This window comes from Dickeya sp. MK7, from assembly GCF_000406305.1.
Taxonomy (GTDB): domain Bacteria; phylum Pseudomonadota; class Gammaproteobacteria; order Enterobacterales; family Enterobacteriaceae; genus Dickeya; species Dickeya fangzhongdai.
Genome location: NZ_AOOO01000050.1, coordinates 1 through 1,209, shown reverse-complemented (window position 1 = coordinate 1,209; position 1,209 = coordinate 1). Strand labels below are relative to the sequence as shown.

The window sequence follows — 1,209 nt, the reverse complement described above, 5'->3', positions numbered from 1 at the left end:
TGTAAGTAGACCGCTTTTAGTTCCACACACTTTTTGAGATTTCCGGTTTCTCGGCCATCAGCCGATATTCTTCCGGCGTCAGGTTATTCAGCGATTCATGGGGACGCTCGCTGTTATATTCATGCAGCCAGCGTTCTGTAATTTCACGCGCTTCATTCAGTGTTCTGAACAGGTAAAAATCCAGTATTTCTGTTCGGTACGTCCGGTTAAAACGTTCGATAAAGGCATTCTGTGTTGGCTTGCCCGGTTTAATAAATTCCAGTGCTACACCATGCTCTTCCGCCCATTGTGCCAACGTCAGCGAGACCAGCTCCGGACCGTTATCCATCCGCATCTTTAGCGGATACCCTCGGTTTGCCACTATCCTGTCCAACACCCGAACAACGCGTTGTGCCGGGATATTCAGGTCAATTTCTATCGCCAGCACTTCACGATTAAAATCATCCACTACGTTGAACGTACGAAAACGTCTGCCGCATACCAGTGCATCATGCATAAAATCCACTGACCAGCTCTGATTCAGGTGTTCCGGCGCCGCCAGCGGGGCTGGATTACGCACGGGCAAACGTTGCTTTCCCTTACGACGAAAATTCAGTTTTAACAGGCAGTAAATACGATGAACGCGTTTATGGTTCCATGCATGCCCCTGCCTGCGTAGCTTCTGAAACAACTTCTTGAAGCCATATCGCGGATAGCGTTCCGCCATGTCGGTCAGAGCCTGAATCACTGGCTCATCACGCCGGGTGTCGGGCTGGTAAAAATAGACCGTCCTGCTCAGCGATAATGTCCTGCATGCCTGGCGGATACTCATCGTAAACTGCGCGGTCAGATAACTGACGAGCTCACGCTTTATCGCTGGTTTTAAAGCTTTTTTTCAATAACATCTTTGAGTGCCCGGCACTCCAGACTCAGATCGGCAAACATCTGTTTGAGACGACGATTTTCGTCCTCCAGATCTTTCATCTTTTTGATATCAGAGGCTTCCATACCGCCAAACTTCGCTTTCCAGTTGTAGTACGAGGCCTCGGATATTCCCGCTTCGCGGCAGACGTCTTTGACGGTACGTCCGGCTTCAACGGACTTCAGGACGGCGATGATCTGGTGCTCGGTAAATCGGGCTTTGCGCATAGCGATCTCCTCAACAGGACATAATCAGTATGTCGGAAGATCTCTAAAAGTGAATGGTTCGGTTTAGCGGGATACTTACAG

The 1,209-nt window shown here is 49.5% G+C and carries 1 protein-coding gene; it reads right to left on the bottom strand.

Annotation, left to right across the window (positions count from 1 at the left end):
* Positions 1-16: 16 nt before the first annotated feature.
* Positions 17-1,128, bottom strand: a protein-coding gene (locus DXXMK7_RS00035) for an IS3 family transposase (RefSeq protein ID WP_123130547.1) whose coding sequence is annotated in 2 segments (ribosomal slippage) — positions 17-867 and positions 867-1,128 — 1,113 coding nt in all. Because the reading frame shifts where the segments join, the coding sequence is not laid out codon by codon here.
* Between the last annotated feature and the right edge of the window lie 81 nt (positions 1,129-1,209).